Raw genomic sequence first — 18,929 nt, forward strand, 5'->3', positions numbered from 1 at the left:
AAGCTCTTCCCGACGTCCTTGTCGAAGTCCTTGAGGAAGGCCGGCTTCTAGATGTCTGACGCCACGCTGCACGCGACGGGGCAGGACCCCGACGACTTCGCGGTCCAGATCGCGGACCAGGTGGAGAGCTTCCTCGTAGCGGTCACAGAGGTCGCCAAGGGCGACGAGCCGGACTCGGCGGTCCCCTTCCTCCTCCTGGAGGTCTCCCAGCTCCTGCTGGCAGGCGGCCGCCTGGGCGCGCACGAGGACATCGTCCCCGACGAGCGCTACGAGCCCGACCTGGGCCCCGAGCCGGACGTCGACGACATCCGCGAGCGCCTCGCCCTGATGCTCGACCCGGTCGATGTCTACTCCGAGGTCTTCGACCCGTACGAGCCCCGCAAGCCCCCGGTCCCGGCCCGTATCTCGGACGACCTGGCCGACGTCATCACCGACCTCCGCCACGGCATGGCCCACTACCGCGCGGGCCGCACCACCGAGGCCCTCTGGTGGTGGCAGTTCTCGTACTTCTCCAACTGGGGCTCCACGGCGTCGGCGACACTCAGGGCCCTCCAGTCCCTGGTGGCCCATGTCCGCCTCAACCAGCCCCTGGAGGAACTGGACGGCCTCGACACCGACCAGGACCTCAGCGAGGAAGCCCTCGCGGAGGCGGCCGGCAAGGTGATGGCGGAGGAGATCGCCGGCCCGCTGGGCCTGCGCGAGGTCAAGTAGCCCCGGCCGTACAGGCGAGTCGCCGCGGCCTTCGCACAGCGCACTCACGCGCAGCGGAGGCCGAGCGTCGCGTGCAGCCGGTCCGGGTCCACGTACGGAGTGGTGGGCGTCGGCTCGCTGTACCACTGCAACGGCCAGGTGTTGCCGTCCAGCGCCGGGATCCCGATGTACGTGACCGTGCGGCTCCCGGCCCCGCCGAACCGCTGCACCCCCAACGGCCATGTGTGTGCCCTCGCCGTGGGGGATTGCGTTCGTCATGGTCACACGGTGGCGGTCGTACGGCTACGCTCGGTAGTGACCGAGGGGATACACGCCGGGGTGTATCGGTCGGAGGTGGCCGCAGTGTCAGTCCAGTACAACTCCTCCACGCCGTCGCCGCTCAACTGGCGCTACAGCGGCAACCAGTTGAAACGCTGGCGCACCAAGGCGAACGTGACCCGCGAGGAACTGGCCGCCGCCGCCAACTACTCCCCGGACACGATCAAGTCCATGGAACAGGGCGTACGCATGCCGACGCCGCGCGTCCTGGACGCGGCGGATGAGTTGTGTCATGCGGAGGGGTTGCTGAGCGCGGCCAAGGACTACTTGAAGCGGGAGAGGTTTCCGGCGAGGGCGCAGGACTACATGGAGTACGAGCGCGAGGCGATCAACCTCTGGTGGTACGAAGTCGCTCTGATCCCCGGCCTGTTGCAGACCGAGGCCTATGCGAGGGCTCTGATCGGCAACCACACTCCGCCCCTTGATGAGGACACCGTCGAAGAGCGGGTCATGGCGAGGCTGGAGCGCCAGGGACTCCACACGCGCAAGCCGTTGGCGGCTTGCAGCTACGCGCTGTACGAGGCGGCACTGCGCGGCCCGTACGTCGACAAGGACCAACTGCTGCACCTCTTGGAGGTCGCAAACGTGCGTAACGTCTCGATCCAGGTGCTGCCCTACGGGAAGGCGACGACTGCCGCGTTGCACGGGCCGATGGTGCTCCTGGAGACACGGGATCACGATCGCCTCGCCTACACGGAGGCTCCGTCCACGAGTCAGTTGACCTCTGACCCGGCAGTGGTCAGTGCGCAGACCGAGCGGCTTAGCATGATCCGCATGATGGCCCTCGGCCCTGACGAGTCGACCCGCTTCATCGAGCGGATGGTGGATGAGCTGTGAACGACGAGCTGAAGTGGTTCAAGGCCAGCTACAGCGATGGCGAAGGCGGCGCCTGCCTCGAAGTGGCTGTGACCCCGACCGTCATCCACATACGCGACACCAAACTCGCCGCCCCCGGCCCGGAGCTGAAGGTCCCCGCCTCCGCCTGGGCCGCCTTCGTCTCCGTTTTGTACGAACGTTGTCCGTGCGCTGCACAAGCACTGGACGGGGCCTAACCGGTGTGAAGCGAGGGTTGGATCACTCCCCCAGGGGAGCAAGTCCACCCCCTTCACACAGGAGTTGTGATGCAGCGTCACATACGTACCCGCGCAGCGGTCGTCACCGTCGCCCTCGTGGCCGCCGGAGCCGTCACCGTCGGTGTCAGCCAGGCCGCGCCGGAGCACAGGTCGAAGCCCGCGGCGGGTCAGGCGGCCGCGAAGCCGACCAAGAAGCAGATCGCCGCGCTGTTCGACGGCTGGAACAAGGCCCTGCAGACCGGGGACTCGAAGAAGGTCGCCGCCCGCTACGCCTCGGACGCCGTGCTTCTCCCCACCGCCTCGCCCAAGATCCGTACGAACCACGCCGAGATCGTCGACTACTTCGACCACTTCCTGCTGAACAAGCCCAAGGGCGAGAAGATCAGGTCCGTGATCAACGTCCTGGACAGCAACTCGGCGATCGACGCCGGACTGTACGTCTTCCAGCTCACCGACCCGAAGACCGGTGAGAAGAAGGACGTCGAGGCCCGCTACACGTACGAGTACGAGAAGCGCGGCGGCAAGTGGCTGATCGTCAACCACCACTCCTCGGTGCTGCCCGCCGCAAGCTGAACCGGACGCACAGCCCCCCACCAGGGGCGTCCCGCAGCGCCACCGCACCGCCGTCATCGGTGACCAGCTGCTTGACGATGGCCAGGCCGAGCCCCGAGCCGGCCCGGCCCGTCAGGCCCTGGCCGCGCCAGAAGCGGTCGAAGGCGCGGGACTTGTCCGCGTCGGACATGCCGGGCCCCTGGTCCAGCACCGACATCACGACCTCGTCGGGGTGGGGCGACACCTCCACGGTGATCGTCCCGCCGTCCGGCGAGACCTCCAGGGCATTCGACAGAACGTTGTCCAGGACCTGGTCGAGGTGACCCGGGCTGGCCAGCACAAGCGGCCGGCCGCCGGCAACTCCCCCCAGAGCGATGGTGACTCCGCGCTCGTCGGCGGCCGGTCTCCACACCGAGAAGCGCTCCTCGATCACGTCGTGCAGCGACAGCGGTTCGGCGGCGGACACCTTCGCCTCCGCGCGCGCGAGCACCAGCAGCCCGTTCACCAGGCGGCTCATCCGGACCACCTCGGAGGTGGCCTGCTCCACGTCCTCCCGTACGAACTCGTCGTCGGTTCCGTCCGCGATGTTGTCCAGGGAGAGGCGCAGTGCCGTCAGCGGCGTACGCAGCTGGTGGGAGGCGTCGGCGACGAAGATCCGCTGGGCGGCGACCAGGCTGTCGAGGCGTTCGCCGGCCGAGTTGAGGGTGCGGGCCAGCTGCTGCGTCTCGTGCGGGCCCGTCACGGGTGAGCGTGCCGTGAGGTCGCCGTCGCTGAACCGGGTCGCCATGTCGTTGAGCTGGCGCAGTGGCCGGGTGAGGCGGCGGGCCACGAAGGCGCCGATGAAGGCGGCCACGGCCAGCACGCTGACCGCGAGTATGGCCCGGAAGCCCCAGATGCTCCACAGCCGGCTGCTGAGGTCGGAGGTCGCGTACTTGATGCGTACGGCGCCCACGATCCGGTCCTTGTCGTCCGCCGACTCGGCCGGCACGGTCACCACCAGGTGCCGTCCCCAGACGAAGGAGGAGCCCCAGTCGACCGTCGTCCTGCGGTTTCTCAGCGCCTGTGTGATCGCCTCGTCGTCCGCGGGGAGGGGGAGCGAGGCCACCGCCGCGCCACTGGAGTCGGTCACCTGGACGGTGCCGGGGGTGTCCTGGGAGTAGGCACCGGCCATCCGCACGAGCGCCTGCCGCGAGGACGCGTCCCCCTCGCCCAGCAGCAGCGCCATCGTCGTGGCCTCGCGCTCCACCGACTCCTCGGTGTCCCCGCGCAGTTGCGCGGTCAGCGTGAAGGCCACCGGCACGGTGAAGGCGGCCAGCGCGACCGCCACCAGAAGTACGTAACTGACGATCAGCTGCCGGATCATGAGGGGGCGTCACCCTTGCTGCCGCCGCCAGTCGTGCTGCCGCTGCTCGTGCTGCCGCCGTCCCGGTCGCCGTCCTTGTCGATCTCCAGGCGGAAGCCGACCCCGCGGACCGCCTCGATCGTGATCGCGCCCGCGAGCTTCCGCCGCAGCGCCGCCACATGCACGTCCAGCGTCTTGGTCGGCCCGAACCAGTTCGCGTCCCAGACCGCTTCCATGATCTGTTCGCGCGACATCAGCGCGCCCGGCTCCTCGGTGAGGAAGGCCAGCAGGTCGTACTCCTTGGGCGCGAGGGCGACCTCCTCGCCGTCCAGCCGGACACGGGCCGCCTTGCGGTCGATGGTCAGCCGCGATCCGTACCGGTCGGGTCCCGCCGCCGCGGCCTCCGCCGCCGTACGCGGCTGGGCGCGCCGCATCACCGCCCTTATCCGGGCGATGACCTCGCGCACCCCGAAGGGCTTGGTGACGTAGTCGTCGGCGCCGAGCTCAAGACCGACCACCCGGTCCGTCTCGTCGATGCGCGCGCTGATCACGATGATCGGTACGTCGCCGCGCTGGCGCAGCGCCTTGCAGACGTCCAGACCGTCGGTGTCGGGCAGCCCGAGGTCGAGCAGCACCACGTCGTACGGGTCCTCGTGGGCCAGGGCGTCACCACCCGTGGCGACCCAGGCCACCTCGAAGCCGTAACGCAGCAGCCCGCGCCGGAGCGACTGGGCTACCGGCTCGTCGTCTTCCACCAGGAGTACGCGCACAGGCGGAACCCTAATGCTTGAAATTTAACGTGACGGCTCGTGAGTGTGACGCGGCGCACTTTCCGAGTGAGGTGCGTCCGGGCAGGGCAGATGCGGTCCTGGAGCGGCCGGAGGGCCGGCCGACGGACGCCGACCGATCGGACGACCGAAAGCCGGACGGACCCGGGTGATCAACTCGTGAGCGGGACATCTCACGATGCGATATCGCCGGGGTGGAATTCGGCCGCTCGTTAGACTGAGCCGACCGCAGTCGTGCGGTACGAGACGGATTGAGCGAGGAGCGCACGTGGGCCTTGTCGTGCAGAAGTACGGAGGCTCCTCCGTAGCCGATGCCGAGGGCATCAAGCGTGTCGCCAAGCGGATCGTCGACGCCAAGAAGAACGGCCATCAGGTCGTTGTCGTGGTGTCGGCGATGGGTGACACGACGGATGAGCTGATCGATCTCGCCGAGCAGGTATCCCCGATCCCTGCCGGGCGTGAGTTCGACATGCTGCTGACCGCAGGAGAGCGGATCTCCATGGCCCTTCTGGCGATGGCGATCAAAAACCTGGGCCACGAGGCCCAGAGCTTCACCGGCAGCCAGGCAGGCGTGATCACCGACTCCGTCCACAACAAAGCGCGCATCATCGATGTCACGCCCGGCCGCATCAGGACCGCGCTGGACGAGGGCAACATCGCCATCGTCGCCGGGTTCCAGGGCGTGAGCCAGGACAAGAAGGACATCACCACGCTGGGACGCGGCGGGTCCGACACGACCGCGGTGGCCCTTGCCGCCGCCCTCGACGCCGAGGTCTGCGAGATCTACACGGACGTCGACGGTGTGTTCACCGCCGACCCGCGCGTGGTGAAGAAGGCCCGGAAGATCGACTGGATCTCCTCCGAGGACATGCTGGAGCTCGCCGCCTCCGGCTCCAAGGTGCTGCTGCACCGCTGCGTCGAGTACGCACGCCGTTACAACATCCCGATCCACGTCCGCTCGTCCTTCTCCGGACTGCCGGGCACCTGGGTCAGCAACGAGAATCCGCAAGGGGACGCGCAGGTGGAGCACGCCATCATCTCCGGAGTCGCGCACGACATCTCCGAAGCCAAGATCACGGTCGTCGGCGTCCCGGACAAGCCGGGCGAGGCCGCGGTCATCTTCCGCGCCATCGCGGACGCCCAGATCAACATCGACATGATCGTGCAGAACGTCTCGGCGGCCTCCACGGGCCTCACCGACATCTCCTTCACCCTCCCCAAGACCGAGGGCCACAAGGCCATCGAGGCCCTGGAGAAGGCGAAGACCGCGATCGGCTTCGACTCGCTGCGCTACGACGACCAGATCGGCAAGATCTCCCTGGTCGGCGCCGGGATGAAGACCAACCCGGGCGTCACCGCCTCGTTCTTCCAGGCGCTGTCCGACGCGGGCGTCAACATCGAGCTGATCTCGACCTCCGAGATCCGCATCTCGGTCGTGACCCGCCAGGACGACGTCAACGAGGCCGTGCGCGCCGTACACAGCGCCTTCGGGCTCGACTCCGACAGCGACGAGGCCGTCGTCTACGGAGGCACCGGCCGCTGATGGCCAGGACTGTGGGACCCGGGACCGTGCGACCCGGGTCCGTAGGGCCGACGCTCGCGGTCGTGGGAGCGACCGGGGCCGTCGGCACTGTCATGCTCCAGATCCTGTCCCAGCACGCGGACATCTGGGGCGAGATCCGCCTCATCGCCTCCCCGCGCTCGGCCGGCCGCAAGCTGGCCGTGCGCGGCGAGCAGGTCGAGGTGGTGGCCCTGACGGAGGAGGCCTTCGACGGGGTCGACGTCGCCATGTTCGACGTACCCGACGAGGTCGCCGAGCGCTGGGCGCCGCTGGCCGCGTCCAAGGGCGCGATCGTCGTGGACAACTCCGGCGCCTTCCGGATGGATCCCGAGGTGCCGCTGGTGGTGCCCGAGGTCAATCCGCACGCCGCCCGGGTCCGGCCGCGCGGAATCGTCGCGAACCCCAACTGCACGACCCTGTCCATGATCGTGGCCCTGGGCGCGCTGCACGCCGAGTTCGGTCTGCGCGAGCTGGTGGTCTCCTCGTACCAGGCGGTGAGCGGGGCCGGGCGCCGCGGTGTCGACACCCTGCGCCAGCAGCTGTCGCTCGTCGCCGGTACGGAACTGGGGACGACCCCCGGTGACGTACGCAGGGCGGTGGGGGACAACACGGGCCCCTTCCCGGAGCCGGTGGCGCTCAACGTGGTGCCGTGGGCCGGGACCGTGCGGGAGGACGGCTGGTCCTCGGAGGAGATGAAGGTGCGGGACGAGTCCCGCAAGATCCTCGGACTGCCGAACCTGCCCGTCGCCGTCACCTGCGTACGGGTGCCGGTGGTCACCACGCACTCGCTGACCGTCCATGCCCGCTTCCAGGGCGAGGTGACGGTGGACCGGGCGAGGGAGATCCTCGCCACAGCGCCCGGTGTCGTGCTCTTCGACAATCCGGCGGCGGGGGAGTTCCCGACGCCGGTCGACGTGGTGGGCACGGACCCCACATGGGTGGGACGGGTGCGGCGGGCGCTCGACGATCCGACGGCGCTGGAGCTCTTCGTCTGCGGGGACAATCTGCGCAAGGGGGCCGCGCTGAACACGGCCCAGATCGCCGAGCTGGTGGCTGCCGAGCTGAGTGGAAGGTGACTCGGGTGCGGCTGCCGCTGTGCCGTCGTACGCGCTTCCGTGCCACGTCACAGCGGCGCGAACGGCTCCTGGCCGGAAATTTTCTGGTCGAAAGTTGAATCGTTTGTAGGATCTGTGTGACTTTCATGGTCGGATGATGGTCCGGACCACTTGAATCGAGGCTTCCGACGATCGAGGCTTCTGGCGTTCGAAGATTTTCCTCCCCGTTCTCCGCAACCGCGCGGAGGGCGGGGAGCGTCTTTGCGGTCGCCCTTCAGGGGCGTCCGGACGCCACGTTCATATGGGGCATAGGGGATGAGCTTTTACGTATGAGGGCATTTGACGCACTGTCTGGCGTGCAGCCTGAGCCTGACGCAAAAGTGATGCCTGTCGCGTACAACCCCAATGGGGGGACGCGTGTCCAACTGGCGTGGCTGAGGTACTCGAATTCACTGCGGCGGCGCGGGGCACGACCCTGCGCCCGCCCCGCCGACCCCGCATGTCCGGCGCGTCCGGCGGCGGCATGCCGGTGATCGCCCCCATGCCCGCAGCGCGGCCGACCCGCATACCGAACCAGCGCGAGGGCGCTGACGAAGCCCTGGCGGCCGGCACCACCGTCGACCATCTCACCGAGACCTATCGCGCCCACTACAGATCGCTCCTCGGTCTCGCGGCGCTGCTCCTCGACGACACCGCCTCCTGCGAGGACGTCGTCCAGGAGGCCTTCATCCGGGTGCACTCGGCGCGCAAGCGTGTGCGTGACCAGGAGAAGACGCTCGCCTATCTGCGGCAGACCGTCGTCAACCTCTCGCGCTCGGCCCTGCGTCGGCGCATCCTCGGTCTGAAGCTCCTCTCCAAGCCGATGCCCGACATGGCGAGCGCGGAGGAGGGTGCGTACGACCTGCTGGAGCGCGACGCGCTGATCAAGGCGATGAAGGGGCTCCAGAGGCGCCAGCGCGAGGTCCTCGTGCTTCGGTACTTCGCGGACATGACCGAGGCGCAGGTCGCCGAGACGCTCGGCATCTCGCTGGGTTCGGTGAAGGCGTACGGCTCGCGCGGCATCGCGGCGCTCCGTGTCGCCATGGAGGCGCCGGCATGAGCGCGAAGGACGAGCGGGCACGCCATGATGAATACGGTCGCGGCTACAGCGACGACAACGAGCATGACCAGCACGCTGGGAACGGAATTGTGAATCACGGCGCCTCGGGGAATTCGGGCCCGGAAGAATCGGGTGTCTCGGACACGGACGGCCGCTCGGCGGACCGCCCGTCGGGTGCTTCGCCGCGCTCGTCGAGCCCTTCGGGCGCGGCGGGACAGCCGGAATCTTCGGCCGAGCCGACCCGTTCGGCGGAGCCGGCTCCTTCGGCTTCGGCCGAGCCGGCCTCTTCGGTCCACTCGGCTCCCTCTGTCCGTTCGGCTCCTTCTGCCCGCTCGGACGCGGACGCGGCGGGCCCGGAGCCCGGTGACACGGGCGGCTTCGGCGCCGACGGCCTCGCTCTGGGGGCGCTCGGGTCCGACGAACTGGCCCTGCGGCGGCTCCTGCACCAGGCCGTCGAGGAGATCGAGCCGACCGACGGCACGCTGGACCATCTGCGGCGCGCGGTACCGGCCAGGCGGGCGCGCAAGCGCCAGGCCGTCGTCGGCATGGCGGCCGCCGCACTCTTCATCGGCACGGCCGTCCCGGCCCTCATCCATGTCTCGAACTCCACCGGCCCCAACGCCGACCCGTCCATCGCGGCCAATGCCTCGCAGACCCAGGGCGGCGCGAACGAGGGCAAGCAGGACGGTACGGGGGGCGGCTCCGGCGGCTCCTCGGGCAAGGACAGCGACAAAGGCAAGGACGACAAGACGGACAAGCCCGACAAGGGCAAGGGCGGCAGCGGCGGCACCACCGGCACGGAACCGTCGGCCTCCGCCGCGAACGTGCCCGCCTGTACGTCCCTGCAGCTCGGCAGCGCCTCCGGGAGCGCCGGCTCGCCCGACGCCAATGGCGCGGTCTACGGCTCCTTCCGGGTCACCAACGTCTCCGCCGCCAGCTGTACGGTCTCCGGCGACGGCTCGGTCGTCCTGGCCGCCCAGGGCGCGGCGAGCCCGTCCGCGATCGGCACGGCCCTGCACGCGACGGGTGACGCGGCGGCCGGACTGCCCGACCAGTCCACGTACGCGGCCGCGCTGGTGCTCCAGCCGGGCTCGGCGTACGAGGTCGCGTTCGCCTGGGTGCCGTCGAGCACCTGCCCGACCACCGGTGGCAGCACCGGCGGCGGCGAGCCCTCGCCCGACCCGACGCCGACCGCCACCACCGGCGCCAGCGGCGGTACTACCTCGGAGGGCACCAGCGGCGTGAGCTCACAGCTCATGAAGGAGGACGGGACCGCCGACGGAAGCGTCGTCGTCTCCTACTCGGCGGAGGGCGGCGGCCCGACGGCCTCCACGACGGTGTCCAACGCCTGCGCCGGCACGGTCTATCGGACCGGGGTACTGGCCGGGTCCTGAGGTTCGGGGTTCCTGGGGTCCTGGGGTTGTTGGCCGGGTGCGGGTGCCGTTTTGATCCGCGGGTGCGTTGTGGCTGGTCGCGCCGTTCCCCGCGCCCCTAAATGATGCGCCGTTCCCCGCGCCCCGGTTGATCGGCCGGGTCCGGTTGATTCGGGGCAGGCATTGTCAGGCCGTGGGAGAGGCCGACACCTTTGTGCTGTCGGCGGTGTCGGTTGCGGTGTCGCTGTCCTGGCCCGCGGGAGCGCCCTCGCCCTCGACAAGGCCCAGTTCCGCGTCCTGTGCGAACTCCACCTCTCGCCGGATCAGCCGGAACCACATGAAGACCACGAAGCCCGCGAAGACGAACCACTCGCCGGTGTAGCCGAGGTTCTGGAACGCCTTCAGGTCCAGGCCCGTGTCCGCCGGAGCCGCCGCGGGCACCGCCTTCATCCCCGCGTCGGCCTTGGCGAGGGTGACCCAGGCGTCGTACACGTCGTACGGCACGAGGTTCACCAGCGCTGCCGAGCTGATCGCGCCGGTCTGGCCGGCGGGGAGACCACCGGCCGCGGGCACGCCGTTCGAACCGGGTGTCTCCGACGCCTGCAGCGCGCCGGCCACGGTGACCTCACCGGTCGGAGCGGCCGGAGCCTTCGCGGGGTCCGCGTCTCCGGGGAGCCAGCCCCGGACCACCGGCAGGGCCCTGCCGTCGTCGGTGCGCAGCAACGTCAGAACGTAGAAGCCGCGCTTGTCGTCCAGCTCCCGGTCCGGCACGAGCAACTGCTTCCCGTACCGGCCCGTCGCCGTGGTCTGCTTGCCGGACGTCTCCTTGTCCACGGGCAGCAGCTCCGCGAGCGGCCTGGCCGGATCCGTCTTGGCCGCCGTGGCCTGCTCGCCCGCGTCACGGTGGTCCTGGACCCGGTCCTCGAACCGGCTCAACTGCCATGACCCCATGAAGATGCAGAAGGGGATGGCCAACAGCACGAAGACGTTGATCCCCCACCAGCGGGGCGTCAGCAGGAACCGGTACACAACCTCAAAGGTACGGGGCCCTTGCGGGGGGCTCGGCCGAGGGGTGCCTCTCGGCCGACCCGCCCCGCAGGGGACCCGGTGCGCTCACCTGCCCAGGTGTCGCTCCGCGAAGTCCAGCTCCAGACGGACCTGCTTGATCCGCTCGTCCACGACCAGCGAACCGTGCCCCGCGTCATAGCGGTACACCTCGTGGACGGCGTCGCGCGCGGCGAGTCTGGTCACGTAGTTCTCGACCTGACGGATCGGGCAGCGCGGGTCGTTGACCCCGGCGGAGATGTAGACCGGAGCCTTCACCGCATCGACGTACGTCAGCGGGGACGACGCCTCGAAGCGCTCCGGGACCTCCTCCGGTGTGCCGCCGAGCAGCGTGCGGTCCATCGCCTTCAGGGCCTCCATCTCGTCGTGGTACGCCGTGACGTAGTCCGCGACCGGCACCGCGGCGATGCCGAGCGCCCACGCCTCGGGCTGCATTCCGACACCGAGCAGCGTGAGATAGCCGCCCCAGGAGCCGCCGGTGAGGATCAGCCGGTCCGGGTCGGCGAGACCGGAGGAGACCGCCCACTCCCGGACGGCCGCGATGTCCTCCAGCTCGATCAGGCCGACGCGGTGCTTGAGCGCGTCCGTCCACTCGCGTCCGTAGCCCGTGGAGCCGCGGTAGTTGACCCGGACCACCATGTACCCGTGGTCCACCCAGGCCGCCGGGCCCGCCGCGAACGAGTCGCTGTCGTGCCAGGTCGGGCCGCCGTGGATGTCGAAGACGGTCGGCAGCGGACCCGTCACCCCGGCCGGCCGCTGGACGAGGGCGTGGATACGGCCGCCGGGACCGGTCACCCACTCGTCCTGGACGGACACCGACGCCGGCGCCTTCATACCGGGCGGGTCGAGGACGACCTCGCCGGACGTCGAGCGCACCACCGGCGGCTCGGCTGCCGACGACCACAGGAACTCCACGCTGCCGTCCGGGCGGGCCGTCGCCCCCGACACCGTGCCCTTCGGCGTCGGCACCTGCTCCAGGCCGCGGGTCGCCAGGTCGTACCGCCACAGCTCGCTGCGCGCCTCGAAGCTGTTGACCACGAGCAGCGCGGAACCGTCCGGATACCACTCGGCGCTCAGGTCGCCGTCCAGCCGGGCGGCCAGCGCCAGGTCCGTCTCCTCGCCGGACGCCGCGTCCCACACCATCGGCTCCCAGCGGCCGCGCCGCTGATGCCCGACGAGCAGCCGGGTGTCGCCGTCGACAGGGGCGAAGCCGAGCACCTCCAGACCGAGCTCGGCCGTACCGCCCTTGGTGTCGTCGAGCTCCGCGAGCGCCGAGCCGTCCATCCGCAGCACTCGCACCGCCGAGTGCATCGCGTCGCCGTGCTCGGTGTGCTCGATCGCGATCAGCGATCCGTCGTGCGAGAGATCGCCGACACCCGCCGACTCGCGGTGCCGGTAGACCTCGACGGGGTCCTCGCCGGTCCGGCTGACATAGATCGTCGAGCCGTCCTCGTCGGTCGACCGGCCGACGATCGCCGTCCGTCCGTCCCGGCCGAGCGCGAGCCCCGCGGGGTAGGAGGGGTCGAGCCCGGGAGCCGCGGGCTCGTCGAGAACGGGCTCGCCGCCCTCGCCGCCCTCGCCGCCCTTGCGGCCCTTGTCACCCTTGTCGCCGGACCCGGCGAACGGCTGGCGTCGCCAGATCCCGAACTCGTCGCCGTCCTTGTCGTCGAACCACCAGATCCACTCGCCGTCCGGCGACATCACGCCGTCCGTCGTCCCGTTCGGCCGGTCCGTGACCTGGCGCTGGTCGCCCGTCTCGCGGTCCCACGCATACAACTCGTACGTCCCTGTCGCGTTCGACACGAACAAGGACCGGTGCGGCGCGTCCTCCGCCCAGTCGGGCAAGGACACCCGCGGCGCCCGGAAGCGCTTCTCCCAGTCCGGCATGCTTCCCTCGTGCGGGACGGACCCGTTGCTCTCAGTCATGGCCCCATACTGCCCGCACTGGACGACATTGCGCTCCCGGGGTCCTCAGCCTGTGGAAAACTCCGCGGGCCGAGCCTGCGCCGAGGCCGCGCCGAGGCCGTCGCGGCAGGGGCAATGTCCGGGTCCGTGCAGCTCAGGGCCGATTGTCAGTGGCCGGGTGCACCATGGCGCCATGACCTCATCGACCGATCTGCGCAAAACAGTGGAGAGCTTCTGGGCCACGGCCGAGGACAGGAACTGGACGGCCTTCGCGGACACCCTCGCGGAGGACGTCGTCTACACCCTTCCCCAGACGCGCGAGCGCGTCAGCGGGCGGGAGAGGTACGTCGAGTTCAACCGCGAGTATCCCGGCGACTGGCATCTGAGGATCGAGCGCATAGTCGCCGAGCCCGGCCAGGTCGTCACCTGGGTCCACTTCACGGTGGGCCTGGACGAGATGTACGCGATCTCGTTCTTCACGGGTGACGCGGAGGGCCGCGTGCTGACGGTCACGGACTTCTGGCCCGAGCCGTACGAACCTCCGGTGGGGCGGGAGCACTTGGTGGAGCGGTACTGATCGGCGAGCGCCACTGATCGGGGAGCGTTACTGATTGGTGGAGTGCTGCTGAGGGAGGCCGCCTTCGTCGTTCCGGGGCCGGGCCTGGGCGCGGGGCGGCGGCGTCCGCATCACCAACACCGCTGTTCCGCTGTCCAGGTCGACGCGTGTGCGGTGCGGGGGCGCGCCGTCCTCCTCGTCGTCCCGGAGCACGAGGGCCGACTCCCGCTCCTTGAGTTCGTTCTGCTTGCCCGGTGACAGCGCGCCGTGCAACTGCTCGAAGCCGGTCGCCGACACCTGCCCGACCCGCGCCCCGTTGCGCCAGGGCAGCACCCCGGCCCGCCCGGCCCGCAGCATCAACTGATCGACGAACGCGATGACCGTCAGCAGGATGACCAGTCCGGGGAGGGAGGCGAACACGGCGAATTCCATCGGCCCATTGTGGGGCGGGGCGCACCGCGGGGACAGACCCCGGACCCGGGACCATGCGCCCGTACGGACCGGGGACTACGCACCCGTACGGACCCGGGACCACGCACCTGTGCGGTCCTGCGATCACGTGCCCGTGCGGTCCTGCGATCACGTGCCCGTACGGTCCCGGGGGCGTCGTCCCAGCAGTTCGGCGAGGCCTCGTCGGGTGGCCGCGATGACCACGCGGTCCTCGGAGCCGAGCACGTAGGTGGGAGGCAGGTCCCAGACCAGGCCCGACGGGCGCTCGGGCGAGCCCGGGGCGGGAGCGGTGGCGGTGGCCGTGCCGAGCCGGCGTTCCTCGGGCGAGGCGCTGTCCAGGGCGAGCACCCGCCACGCTCCCGCACGGAACGCCTCGGCGACCGTACGGCCCTCCAGGTGCGGATGCCCGGCGACGTCCAGGGCGGCGAAGAGCAGGACCCGGCGTTCGACCGGGATCGCGCCCAGGATCTGGCGGCCCATCATCGCTCCGGCGAAGGCGGGCGCGGCCAGATGGGAGACGCTGCGGCTGCGGGTGAGCGCGTGCGGGTGGGTGGCGCGCAGGGTGCGGTAGACGGCGGTGGCGAAGTCGTCGTCGTACAGCCGCAGCACCACGCGTAGATCGGGCCGCACCGACCTTGCGTACAGGGAGGCTTCCAGGTTGGTGGTGTCCGCGCTGGTCAGGGCGAGCAGGGCGTGCGCACGGTGGATCTTGGCGGCTTCCAGGACGCCTTCCTGGGTGACGTCACCGAGGACGACGGGCACGCGCAGCCGGCGTGCGAGGGCGAGCCCGCGCGCGTCGGGGTCGGCCTCGACGCACACGACGGGGATGTGCAGTTCGCGCAGGCGGGCGAGGACACGTGTGCCGATCTTGCCGAGCCCGAGGAGCACGACGTGATCGGAGAGCCCACGGGGCGGCTTCCGCAGCGCGGTCCCGCTGCGGAACGTACCGAGGCCCTCCAGCACGGCGGCGAGGAGCACGGGGAGCAGCAGCAACCCGACGAGACCGGAGAGGAGTTGGAGGATCTGGCGGCCGAGGGGGCCTTCGAGCGCGGGTTCATTGATGGCGAAGAGATCGAGGAGGGTCAGATAGGTGGCGTGCAGCGGATGGTCGCCCGTCGTCACCATGGACGCGACCGCGAGCGCCACCACACAGGCCACCAGACCCGCGAACGACCAGCGCAGCCGCCGGGAGAACAGTCTGCCGAAGGGCAGGACACTGCGTCCGGCGGGGAGCGGCGGACCGGAGTACGACACCGTCTCCAGGACGATGGTGCCGCGCCCGGTCGCGGCGGCCACGGAGCGTTCGTCGGGCAGGAGCCGCGGCGCGTTCTCCCCGCTGCTCTCCGAACCGTCCGCGCCGGCCGGGTCGTTGGTGGTGGCCGAGAGCAGGGCCAGCGTGCACAGGCCCGGGTCGGCGACCTCCCCGGGCCCCGGGGGCTGCCGTTCCACGGCCCGGAGCATCAGTCCGTCGGTCTGTACGACCTTGCTGGTCCCGGCGACCGCGGTCGCCGCCAGCGCGGGCGCGGCGGTGTCGGCGTCGGAGAGCACGGTCGTGGAGGCGTCGAGGAGTACGGGCCCGCGTGGACCACCGTCCCCCCTGCCGTTCCCTCCCCCGTCTCCTCCGCCGTCTCCTCCGGCATTCGCTCCGGCGCCCTCTCCGGCGTCCGCCAGACCCGCCATGGCCAGGGCGGAGGCCTGGTCGAGGAGGGCCTCGATGTGCTGGCCGAGACGGCGGTTGTAGAGCCGGACGACCAGACGCAGACGGGGGTTGAGGCGGCGGGCCATCAGTGCGGCGCGGATGTTCGTCTCGTCGTCGTCATGGACGAGCGCCAGCGCGGCGGCATGCTCGACACCGGCTTCGGCGAGCACGGCCTCGGTCAGGACGGGGGCCTCCAGCACGCGGGCGGGGCGGGGCTCTTCGGAGGTGGCGGACCGATTCGCCGAGGTGGTTCCCCGGGGAGACGTGGCTCCGCGGGTCAAGGAGACGGTGGCTCGGCCCGCCGCGCCCTCACCGGTGCCGCCGCCCCCGCTTCCGCCGGTGCCACTGCTGTTGCCGCCGCCAATGCCCCCGATACCGCCGTTGGCCGTCGCCCGGGTCACCGCCGCCGACACCCGGTCGAGCAGCGCCGAGGCGCGGGCCCGCCCGACGACCGGCGGCCGTACGGTGCCCTCGGCGGACGGTACGACCAGAGTCACCCGCTCCCCGTAGACACCACGCAACTCGGCCGCCAGCCGGTGTGCGAGGGCATCGTCCCCGCACACCACCATGTGCGCACCGCGATCGTCCGACCCGCTCTGATTAGGAAGGCTCGCCACAACAGCACAGAGTGCCTCACCGGCACGGACGGTTGCACAGGGGCCTGCCGCAAGGGAGTTGAGGCGGGGGTTCCGCGGGACACTGGCCGCCCGAACCGACCGCACTGCCAGAAGGATGGTGACGAGTGATGCCCGACGAAGAGTCCGTACAGCCCGTACAGCCGGTGGAGCCAGCGGAGTTAGAGAAATCCGCGGAGCCCGTGAAGCCGGTGGAGACAACATCGGCGCAGCCGCCGGAGGGCGTCCCCACGGATGCCCCCACGGGCGTCCCCGCGGATGTACTTGCGGAGATCCCCAAGGGCAACCCGGCTGTCGTGCTGCTGGAGCGGCTGGCCGAGAAGCTGGGCGGGCGCGCCTCGGTGACCACCGTCTACGGCGAACCCGTGACCAGGCACGGAGTCACGGTCATCCCCGTCGCCAAGGTCGGGTTCGGCTTCGGGGCCGGTGTGGGCCGCGAGGCCGGCGCAGCCAAGACCGGCGAGGGCGGTGGCGGAGGCGGCGGCGTGGGCGCGAAGCCCATCGGCTTCATCGAGATCCAGGAGGGCTTCGCCACATACCGCCCGATCCGCGATCCCTGGGTCGATGTCTTCGTCCCGTTGGCGGTGGTCGCACTCGGCAGTGCGCTTCCCGGGATCATCGGGGCGCTGCGCCGCAGGAAGTGACGGCTCGGGCGCGCCTTGGCCGGAAGCGGGCGGGCCCTGGCCGGAACACGGGCGCGCCCGGCCGGAACATCAGGATGAGAAGCTGTGCGGGAACGGGCGTACTGAAGGTGGAGGGCAACCCACCCGCGAAGCCCTTCCCTACCGGAGGTACCTCTCCCGTGACCACAACCGACACAGCGCCGCCCGGGGTTGAGGACCGCGAGACGGACGAGCGGAAGGGCTGGCAGTTCAACTCGCCCCTCGTCCTGATCATGCTGCTGCTCGTGGGGATCGTGCTCCAGGGCCCGATCCGCGGGGCGCTGTCCGCGCCGGTGATGCAGAGCTGGATGACCGTGTTCGTCGCGGTGATGGTGCAGGCGCTGCCCTTCCTCGTGCTCGGCGTGCTGCTGTCGGCGGTCATCGCGGTGTTCGTCCCGCCGTCGTTCTTCGCCCGCGCGCTGCCGGGGCGGCCCGCTCTCGCGGTGCCGGTCGCGGGGATGGCCGGGGCGGTGCTGCCGGGCTGTGAGTGCGCGTCCGTGCCGGTGGCGGGGGCGTTGGTGCGCCGAGGTGTCACGCCCGCGGCGGCGCTGGCCTTCCTGTTGTCCGCCCCGGCGATCAACCCGATCGTGCTGACCGCGACGGCCGTCGCGTTCCCCGGAAAACCCCAGATGGTCGCGGCCCGTTTCGTGGCGAGCCTGCTGGTGGCCTGCATGATGGGCTGGCTGTGGCAACGGCTCGGCCGCGCCGACTGGTTGCGCCCACCGAGCCGTCCGGCGTCCGACGGCCTCGGCAAGGGCGCGGCGTTCTGGGGATCCGTACGGCACGACGTGATGCACGCGGGCGGCTTCCTGGTCGTGGGCGCGATGGCCGCGGCCACGCTCAAGGCCGTGGTCCCGGAGGAGTGGCTGAGCCTCGCGGCCGACAACCCGGTGGTGTCCGTCCTCGCCCTGGCGGTCCTGGCCGTGCTGCTCTCCATCTGCTCCGAGGCGGACGCGTTCGTGGCGGCCTCCCTGACCCAGTTCTCGCTCACGGCCCGGCTGACGTTCCTCGTGGTGGGCCCGATGATCGACCTGAAACTCTTCGCGATGCAGACGGCCACCTTCGGCCGCGAGTTCGCCCTGCGCTTCGCGCCCGCCACCTTCGCCCTGGCCGTCCTGGTCTCGGCCCTGGTCGGGGCGGTGCTGCTGTGAACCGCCAGGCTCAGGCGGCCGTCCTCTTCCTCACCGGCGGCGCGATCCTGCACGCCGCCCTCACCGACCTCTATCTGCGGTACGTGAAGGCCGGGTTGCAGCCGCTGCTGCTGGCGGCGGGGGTCGTCCTGATCGCCACGGCGATCGCGACGGTCTGGTACGAGCGGCAGGCGGCGCGTACGTCCGCCGGGAACGGGCCGTTGGCCGAGCGTCACCATGAGGCGGCCGCAGGCACGGATGCGGGTAAGGCCACGGCCGCAGACACGGGCGCAGGCATAGCCGCCGAAGCCCCGGCCCACACCGACGCCTCAGTTCAAGTGGGGACCCTGGCCGACCCCAACGACCATGGCCATGGCGACGCCGAAGCCCACGCCCACCGCGAACCCCGTATCTCCTGGCTTCTGGTCCTCCCCCTTCTAGCCCTGATCCTCGTGGCCCCGCCGGCCCTCGGCTCGTACAGCGCCATGCGCACCGGCACGGCCCTGCAGAAGCAGCCCTGGGGCTTCGCGGACCTCCCCGCCGGCGACACGATCCGGCTCAACCTCGTCGACTACGCGGGCAGGGCGGCGTACGACCACGGCCGTTCCCTCGATCACCGCCACATCAAGATCGCCGGCCTGCTGGCCCTGGACCGGGACGGCACCCCGTACCTGGTCCGTATGGCACTCAGTTGCTGTGCCGCCGACGCCCAGCCGGTGAAGATCGGCCTGACCGGCCGGATTCCTCCCGTCCTGCGCCCGGACAGCTGGCTGGAGGTCACCGGCACGTACACCACCAAGCGGACCAAGGACCCGGTGAACGACGGCATCATCCCGTTCCTCGACGTCACCGAGGTGAAACCGGTCAAGGCGCCGCGAGACCCGTACGACGAGAGCTGGAACGGCTGAACCGGGCGCAGGTCTGCGACGCCGCCGACTTCGCGGTGGAACCTGTC

General features: G+C 70.6%; 19 protein-coding genes. 12 read left to right on the forward strand and 7 right to left on the reverse strand.

The annotated features are described in order from the left end of the window. Positions 1–51 precede the first annotated feature (51 nt). Positions 52–711, forward strand: a complete 660-nt coding sequence (locus JEQ17_RS25350) for a DUF5063 domain-containing protein (protein ID WP_200397350.1) — start codon at positions 52–54, stop codon at positions 709–711. Positions 712–755: 44 nt separating this feature from the next. Here the strand turns inward: JEQ17_RS25350 and JEQ17_RS25355 are convergent, their stop codons facing one another. Beyond that, complete coding sequence (locus tag JEQ17_RS25355; RefSeq protein ID WP_234048362.1) at positions 756–926, reverse strand: hypothetical protein; 171 nt, start codon at positions 924–926, stop codon at positions 756–758. Positions 927–1,053: 127 nt separating this feature from the next. On the opposite strand from JEQ17_RS25355, the gene JEQ17_RS25360 reads away from it, so the two are divergent. The 3 genes from JEQ17_RS25360 to JEQ17_RS25370 all read left to right on the forward strand — a co-directional run bounded on the left by JEQ17_RS25360 (position 1,054) and on the right by JEQ17_RS25370 (position 2,675). Continuing rightward, a complete protein-coding gene (locus JEQ17_RS25360) occupies positions 1,054–1,866 on the forward strand; it encodes a helix-turn-helix domain-containing protein (RefSeq protein ID WP_234048363.1) in 813 nt (270 codons plus the stop codon). Continuing rightward, positions 1,863–2,081 (forward strand): DUF397 domain-containing protein, encoded by a 219-nt coding sequence (locus JEQ17_RS25365; RefSeq protein ID WP_200397351.1) that lies wholly within the window; start codon positions 1,863–1,865, stop codon positions 2,079–2,081. Before JEQ17_RS25360 ends, JEQ17_RS25365 begins: the two co-directional genes overlap by 4 nt. A gap of 69 nt (positions 2,082–2,150) precedes the next feature. Next, entirely contained in the window at positions 2,151–2,675 is a 525-nt protein-coding gene (locus JEQ17_RS25370) for an SgcJ/EcaC family oxidoreductase (protein ID WP_200397352.1), read from the forward strand. On the opposite strand, the gene JEQ17_RS25375 is transcribed toward JEQ17_RS25370, so the two are convergent. Together JEQ17_RS25375 and JEQ17_RS25380 are read right to left on the reverse strand one after the other, a co-directional pair. Beyond that, positions 2,638–4,017 (reverse strand): sensor histidine kinase, encoded by a 1,380-nt coding sequence (locus JEQ17_RS25375; protein ID WP_200397353.1) that lies wholly within the window; start codon positions 4,015–4,017, stop codon positions 2,638–2,640. The two genes, JEQ17_RS25370 and JEQ17_RS25375, sit on opposite strands and share 38 nt — an antisense overlap. After that, positions 4,014–4,766: a response regulator transcription factor gene (locus tag JEQ17_RS25380; protein WP_200397354.1), complete on the reverse strand. Its 753-nt coding sequence runs from the start codon at positions 4,764–4,766 to the stop codon at positions 4,014–4,016. The genes JEQ17_RS25375 and JEQ17_RS25380 overlap by 4 nt, the downstream gene beginning before the upstream one ends. Positions 4,767–5,052: 286 nt before the next feature. Here JEQ17_RS25380 and JEQ17_RS25385 point away from each other — a divergent pair, with 286 nt between their 5' ends. From JEQ17_RS25385 to JEQ17_RS25400, 4 genes are all read left to right on the forward strand, one after another. After that, a complete protein-coding gene (locus JEQ17_RS25385; protein WP_200397355.1) occupies positions 5,053–6,327 on the forward strand; it encodes an aspartate kinase in 1,275 nt (424 codons plus the stop codon). After that, positions 6,327–7,421 carry an aspartate-semialdehyde dehydrogenase gene (locus JEQ17_RS25390; protein WP_200397356.1) on the forward strand — a complete coding sequence of 365 codons (1,095 nt, stop codon included), beginning with the start codon at positions 6,327–6,329 and terminating at the stop codon, positions 7,419–7,421. Before JEQ17_RS25385 ends, JEQ17_RS25390 begins: the two co-directional genes overlap by 1 nt. A gap of 409 nt (positions 7,422–7,830) precedes the next feature. Next, positions 7,831–8,499 (forward strand): SigE family RNA polymerase sigma factor, encoded by a 669-nt coding sequence (locus JEQ17_RS25395; protein WP_200397357.1) that lies wholly within the window; start codon positions 7,831–7,833, stop codon positions 8,497–8,499. Next, the gene (locus JEQ17_RS25400) at positions 8,496–9,893 is read left to right on the forward strand and encodes a hypothetical protein (RefSeq protein ID WP_234048364.1); all 1,398 of its coding nucleotides are present in this window, start codon (positions 8,496–8,498) and stop codon (positions 9,891–9,893) included. Before JEQ17_RS25395 ends, JEQ17_RS25400 begins: the two co-directional genes overlap by 4 nt. A gap of 165 nt (positions 9,894–10,058) precedes the next feature. Here JEQ17_RS25400 and JEQ17_RS25405 read toward each other — a convergent pair whose 3' ends face one another. Together JEQ17_RS25405 and JEQ17_RS25410 are read right to left on the reverse strand one after the other, a co-directional pair. Continuing rightward, entirely contained in the window at positions 10,059–10,901 is an 843-nt protein-coding gene (locus JEQ17_RS25405; RefSeq protein WP_200397358.1) for an SURF1 family protein, read from the reverse strand. 84 nt (positions 10,902–10,985) lie between these two features. Continuing rightward, positions 10,986–12,863, reverse strand: a complete 1,878-nt coding sequence (locus JEQ17_RS25410; protein ID WP_200397359.1) for a S9 family peptidase — start codon at positions 12,861–12,863, stop codon at positions 10,986–10,988. Positions 12,864–13,035: 172 nt separating this feature from the next. Between JEQ17_RS25410 and JEQ17_RS25415 the strand changes: the two genes are divergently transcribed. After that, entirely contained in the window at positions 13,036–13,419 is a 384-nt protein-coding gene (locus JEQ17_RS25415) for a nuclear transport factor 2 family protein (protein ID WP_200397360.1), read from the forward strand. A 27-nt stretch (positions 13,420–13,446) separates the two neighbouring features. On the opposite strand, the gene JEQ17_RS25420 is transcribed toward JEQ17_RS25415, so the two are convergent. Then, entirely contained in the window at positions 13,447–13,830 is a 384-nt protein-coding gene (locus tag JEQ17_RS25420; protein ID WP_200397361.1) for a DUF6191 domain-containing protein, read from the reverse strand. A 147-nt stretch (positions 13,831–13,977) separates the two neighbouring features. Beyond that, positions 13,978–16,116, reverse strand: a complete 2,139-nt coding sequence (locus JEQ17_RS25425) for a potassium channel family protein (protein ID WP_200397362.1) — start codon at positions 16,114–16,116, stop codon at positions 13,978–13,980. Positions 16,117–16,292: 176 nt separating this feature from the next. Between JEQ17_RS25425 and JEQ17_RS25430 the strand changes: the two genes are divergently transcribed. The 3 genes from JEQ17_RS25430 (at position 16,293) to JEQ17_RS25440 (ending at position 18,882) form a co-directional block, all read left to right on the forward strand. Further along, positions 16,293–16,826, forward strand: coding sequence for a spore germination protein GerW family protein (locus tag JEQ17_RS25430; protein ID WP_200397363.1), 534 nt, complete (start codon positions 16,293–16,295; stop codon positions 16,824–16,826). A 158-nt stretch (positions 16,827–16,984) separates the two neighbouring features. Beyond that, entirely contained in the window at positions 16,985–17,995 is a 1,011-nt protein-coding gene (locus tag JEQ17_RS25435; protein WP_234048365.1) for a permease, read from the forward strand. Next, a complete protein-coding gene (locus JEQ17_RS25440) occupies positions 17,992–18,882 on the forward strand; it encodes a TIGR03943 family putative permease subunit (protein ID WP_200397365.1) in 891 nt (296 codons plus the stop codon). Before JEQ17_RS25435 ends, JEQ17_RS25440 begins: the two co-directional genes overlap by 4 nt. Positions 18,883–18,929 lie beyond the last annotated feature (47 nt).

This window comes from Streptomyces liliifuscus, assembly GCF_016598615.1.
Classification (GTDB): domain Bacteria; phylum Actinomycetota; class Actinomycetes; order Streptomycetales; family Streptomycetaceae; genus Streptomyces; species Streptomyces liliifuscus.

Coding starts and splice junctions, on each gene's coding strand:
- JEQ17_RS25350 (WP_200397350.1), top strand. CDS start 52: ATGTCTGACGCCACGCTGCACGCGACGGGGCAGGACCCCGACGACTTC.
- JEQ17_RS25370 (WP_200397352.1), top strand. CDS start 2,151: ATGCAGCGTCACATACGTACCCGCGCAGCGGTCGTCACCGTCGCCCTC.
- JEQ17_RS25375 (WP_200397353.1), bottom strand. CDS start 4,017: ATGATCCGGCAGCTGATCGTCAGTTACGTACTTCTGGTGGCGGTCGCG.
- JEQ17_RS25390 (WP_200397356.1), top strand. CDS start 6,327: ATGGCCAGGACTGTGGGACCCGGGACCGTGCGACCCGGGTCCGTAGGG.
- JEQ17_RS25400 (WP_234048364.1), top strand. CDS start 8,496: ATGAGCGCGAAGGACGAGCGGGCACGCCATGATGAATACGGTCGCGGC.
- JEQ17_RS25410 (WP_200397359.1), bottom strand. CDS start 12,863: ATGACTGAGAGCAACGGGTCCGTCCCGCACGAGGGAAGCATGCCGGAC.
- JEQ17_RS25415 (WP_200397360.1), top strand. CDS start 13,036: ATGACCTCATCGACCGATCTGCGCAAAACAGTGGAGAGCTTCTGGGCC.
- JEQ17_RS25420 (WP_200397361.1), bottom strand. CDS start 13,830: ATGGAATTCGCCGTGTTCGCCTCCCTCCCCGGACTGGTCATCCTGCTG.
- JEQ17_RS25425 (WP_200397362.1), bottom strand. CDS start 16,116: ATGGTGGTGTGCGGGGACGATGCCCTCGCACACCGGCTGGCGGCCGAG.
- JEQ17_RS25430 (WP_200397363.1), top strand. CDS start 16,293: ATGCCCGACGAAGAGTCCGTACAGCCCGTACAGCCGGTGGAGCCAGCG.